The organism is Anabaena sp. UHCC 0253, from assembly GCF_009712085.1.
Lineage (GTDB): Bacteria > Cyanobacteriota > Cyanobacteriia > Cyanobacteriales > Nostocaceae > Dolichospermum.
Map to the genome: position 1 here is coordinate 141,259 of NZ_VILD01000001.1, position 3,963 is coordinate 145,221.

General features: G+C 36.8%; 4 protein-coding genes. 2 read left to right on the forward strand and 2 right to left on the reverse strand.

What is annotated here, in order from left to right; all coding sequences use genetic code 11:
* On the reverse strand, nucleotides 1–911 hold a 911-nt coding region (locus FJR38_RS27965; protein ID WP_254449298.1), incomplete at its 3' end, for a hydantoinase/oxoprolinase family protein.
* A gap of 197 nt (nucleotides 912–1,108) precedes the next feature.
* Complete coding sequence (locus FJR38_RS00665) at nucleotides 1,109–2,320, reverse strand: HhoA/HhoB/HtrA family serine endopeptidase (protein WP_168534866.1); 1,212 nt, start codon at nucleotides 2,318–2,320, stop codon at nucleotides 1,109–1,111.
* A gap of 245 nt (nucleotides 2,321–2,565) precedes the next feature.
* On the opposite strand from FJR38_RS00665, the gene FJR38_RS00670 reads away from it, so the two are divergent.
* The gene (locus FJR38_RS00670; RefSeq protein ID WP_168498689.1) at nucleotides 2,566–2,934 is read left to right on the forward strand and encodes a metal-sensitive transcriptional regulator; all 369 of its coding nucleotides are present in this window, start codon (nucleotides 2,566–2,568) and stop codon (nucleotides 2,932–2,934) included.
* 24 nt (nucleotides 2,935–2,958) lie between these two features.
* Nucleotides 2,959–3,765: a 2-succinyl-6-hydroxy-2,4-cyclohexadiene-1-carboxylate synthase gene (gene menH, locus FJR38_RS00675; RefSeq protein ID WP_168498691.1), complete on the forward strand. Its 807-nt coding sequence runs from the start codon at nucleotides 2,959–2,961 to the stop codon at nucleotides 3,763–3,765.
* Nucleotides 3,766–3,963: the final 198 nt, after the last annotated feature.

The window sequence follows — 3,963 nt, forward strand, 5'->3', positions numbered from 1 at the left end:
CCCATATCAAAGGTGATTATTAATTCAAAACCTGCTCTTTTACTGGTTTGTACTGCACCGACAATCCCCCCAGCCGGACCACTTAAAATGCTATCTTTACCTTGAAATTTTTCGGCATCAGTTAATCCTCCATCAGATTTCATAAACATTAATTTTACATTTGGTAATTGACTAGCTACTTGGTTTACATAACGACGAAGAATGGGAGTTAAATAGGCATCAACAACGGTGGTATCTCCTCGACTGACGAGTTTCATTAATGGACTAACTTGATGGGATACAGAAATTTGTGTAAAGCCAATTTCTTGAGCAATTTGGGCTATTTGTTGTTCGTGTTTGGGATAGCGATCGCTGTGCATAAACACAATGGCACAACTTCTAATTCCTGTATTATAAACTGTTTGCAAATCATGTTTAACTTTTTCAGGATTTACTGATATTAATTCATGTCCATGAGCATCATATCTTTCATCTACTTCAATTACTTGTTCATAAAGTATGGTAGGCAAAATAATCTGACGAGCAAAGATATTCGGACGATTTTGATAGCCAATTCGTAACGCATCTTTAAAGCCTTTGGTAATGATTAAAACTACCCTGTCTCCATGTCTTTCTAACAGTGCATTTGTTGCTACTGTTGTTCCCATTTTCACTACCTCTATAGTTTGATAGGGAATAGGTTCATTAGCAGAAATACCGATAATATCCCGAATTCCTTGAATAACTGCATCTTGATATTGTTCAGGATTTTCTGAAAGTAATTTATAGACTATTACCCATTCTTGATGAGCTAGAGGGACTATTAAAAAACGTTCTGTAAAATTTGAAAGTCTGTCTATAATTGCTTGATTATGGGTGACAGCAACTATATCTGTAAATGTCCCACCTCTGTCTGCAAAAATTTTCAGCATTTTTCTATTTATTGGTGTTGGGCTAATAAATAGACTAACTGATAAATAGTATTTCTATTTCAATTCTGGAAAATTTGAACTACAGATGTAAAAAATTAGTTATCTGATTCTGGGGATAAGTTAATCTATAAATATGGAAAGAATTTCTACAGATATAGTCAGGGGTACACCGAAGCATACCCCATACTCAAAAGTAACTAAGAAATGTCTTTCAATTCAGCGGTACGGACTGAAAGCATTTGTGTTTGACTACCTCTTTGGACTTTTATTTGCAACATTTGACCCAGGGTACTGTCTTCTACTACCCTTTGCAACTGTTCAGCACTGGTGATTGCTTTATTATCAATTTGGACAATCACATCTCCGCGACGAATACCCGCAGTTGCAGCAGGAGAGTTAGGGACAACCCGCATTACCAAAACACCTTTAACTTCAGGAATCGCAAACATAGAGTTGGGATCACTGTTATTTTGTTTTGCTAATTCCGGTGTTAATGTTACCATTTGCACACCTAAATAAGGGTGAGCAACTTTGCCATCTCGTTGTAATTGTACAGCGATCGCTTTAGCTTTATCAATAGGAATTGCAAACCCAATCCCCATCGCATCGGCGCGAATTGCGGTATTAATCCCAATCACTTCTCCTAAACCATTTAGTAATGGTCCACCGGAGTTACCAGGGTTAATAGCTGCGTCAGTTTGAATGAAGTCTAAGCGTTTATCGCTGATACCAACTTGGGCGCTAGAACGTTTCAATGTGCTGACAATTCCCAAAGTGACGGTATTATCAAATCCTAACGGATTACCGACAGCGATCGCCCAGTCTCCTACCTGAACATTACTAGAAGAACCCAAAGGTGCAATAGGTAAATCATTACCAGCATTTATTTTGACTACAGCCAAATCTGTAACCTCATCAATGCCTCTAACTTTACCTTCAAAAGTGCGACCATCTTTAAGACGGACTGTGACTTTATCAGCTTTATCAACTACGTGAGCATTGGTTAGAATTACTCCACTTTTATCGAGAATAAAACCAGAACCTAAACCCCGTAATTGTTCAGTTGGTGATTGTTGGGGAAAGCTATCACCAAAAAACCGCCGGAAAAATGGATCTTCCATTAAAGGATCATTTCGGCGAGTAATCGTTCGTTCTGTATCAATTCTGACTACTGCTGATCCCACACGATTCACCGCTGCTGTCACAAAACTACTACTACCAATGACAGATGTAGCCGGCAATGACTTTTGAGCAACTTTTGTTGATGACTCAGTGACAGGATTTGGACCCGGTTCTGCTACTGAAGGTAATACCTGTAGAGAGGTAACAGTCAACATCACTCCCATAAAAATCGCTAAAACATGGGTACTGAGTTGTCGGATAGACCGGGATAGTTTGGAAAATCGCATAATCACAACCTAATCTACAAGCCTAATTTTTACTGTTTCTTGATAAATCTATCTACACCTATTTTGACAGATCCGATCAGGATTCTGGTTTATTGACATTTTCACTCAACTTTAAGTTTCTGGGATTTTACGGAATCTCTGATTCACTTAGGTGTAGAGCATATTTTTTCATCTTCCCAGGCGATCGCTGGGTTAAAATATTAGTGAATGCCAAAATGCCAAAACAAATCTTAACATAATCACCCATGAATGGAGCAAACCCACTAACTAGCGAATCTTCATCTACATCAGAGCAAGCAGAACACACACACCATCACCACCAAGCCGATTCTGCTCATCCTCATGTCCACAGTGAAGAATCTTTACGGCGGATTATTAACCGACTTTCCCGTATAGAAGGACACGTTCGGGGCGTGAAAACTATGGTACAGCAAAATACCCCTTGTCCTGATGTATTATTACAAATTGCCGCTGTGCGTGGAGCATTAGATAAAGTAGCACGCATTGTCTTAGATGAACATTTAACCGAGTGTATTGCTAGAGCCGCCCAAGAGGGTAATATTGAGCTAGAAATTGAACAACTCAAAGCCGCTTTAGATAGATTTTTACCTTAATTTTTCACTGCTGGCTAACTGTTCATGACTCTGAATCAATATCAATTTCACTATTCTTTAACTCATCACCCAAACAAACCAATAATTCTGTTTTTACATGGTTTTATGGGTAATATTCATGAATTTAATGAAGTCATCGAATTACTAAATGATGATTTCTCCTATCTCATTCTTGATTTACCAGGACATGGTAAAACTCAGATTTTAGGTGATGATGAATGTTATCAAATGGCATCTACAGCCCAAGCTATTATTAACTTATTAGATGAATTAAGAATTGACCAATGTTTTTTAATTGGTTATTCCATGGGGGGAAGATTAGCTTTATATCTTTCCCTCCATTTTCCCCAGCGATTCATTAAAGTTATTTTAGAATCTGCTTCTCCAGGTTTAGCAACAGAAGCAGAACAATTAGCTAGAATCAAAAGTGATATTCAAATAGCTAGAAAATTAACCCGAATAATCAGTAAAGATGATTTTTATAACTTTCTCAATAATTGGTATCAACAGCCAATCTTTGGAAATATCAAAAATCATCCTCAATACCAATCTATGATAGAGACTAGATTAGCAAATCATCCTTTAAATTTAGTCAAATCATTGCAGTTTATGGGAACAGGTTCTCAACCTTGTTTATGGGAACTGTTACCTAAGAATACTATTCCTATCTTATTAATAGTTGGTGAAAAAGATGAAAAATTTATTGATATTAATATATTAATAAATGAGAAATGTAACTGTACTAAATTACAAATAATTCCTCAAGTTGGACATAATATTCATTTAGAAAATACTTTAGAATTTGTTCAGAATATTCAAAGCTTTTTCTGATAAATGCCATTTCTTCGTCTAACGAGGTAGAATAAGAAAGAATTAACCGCAGATGAACGCAGATAATTTTGTACCTCGTTAGACTAGTTCAGAGGGAACAGAAAAAACTCATGTTGAAAAACATCTTTTTTTTGACTGAGCTTTCAACTGGTGCAACTAAAGTTTCTTATCTGTTCCCTGTTCCCTATTCCCTATTCC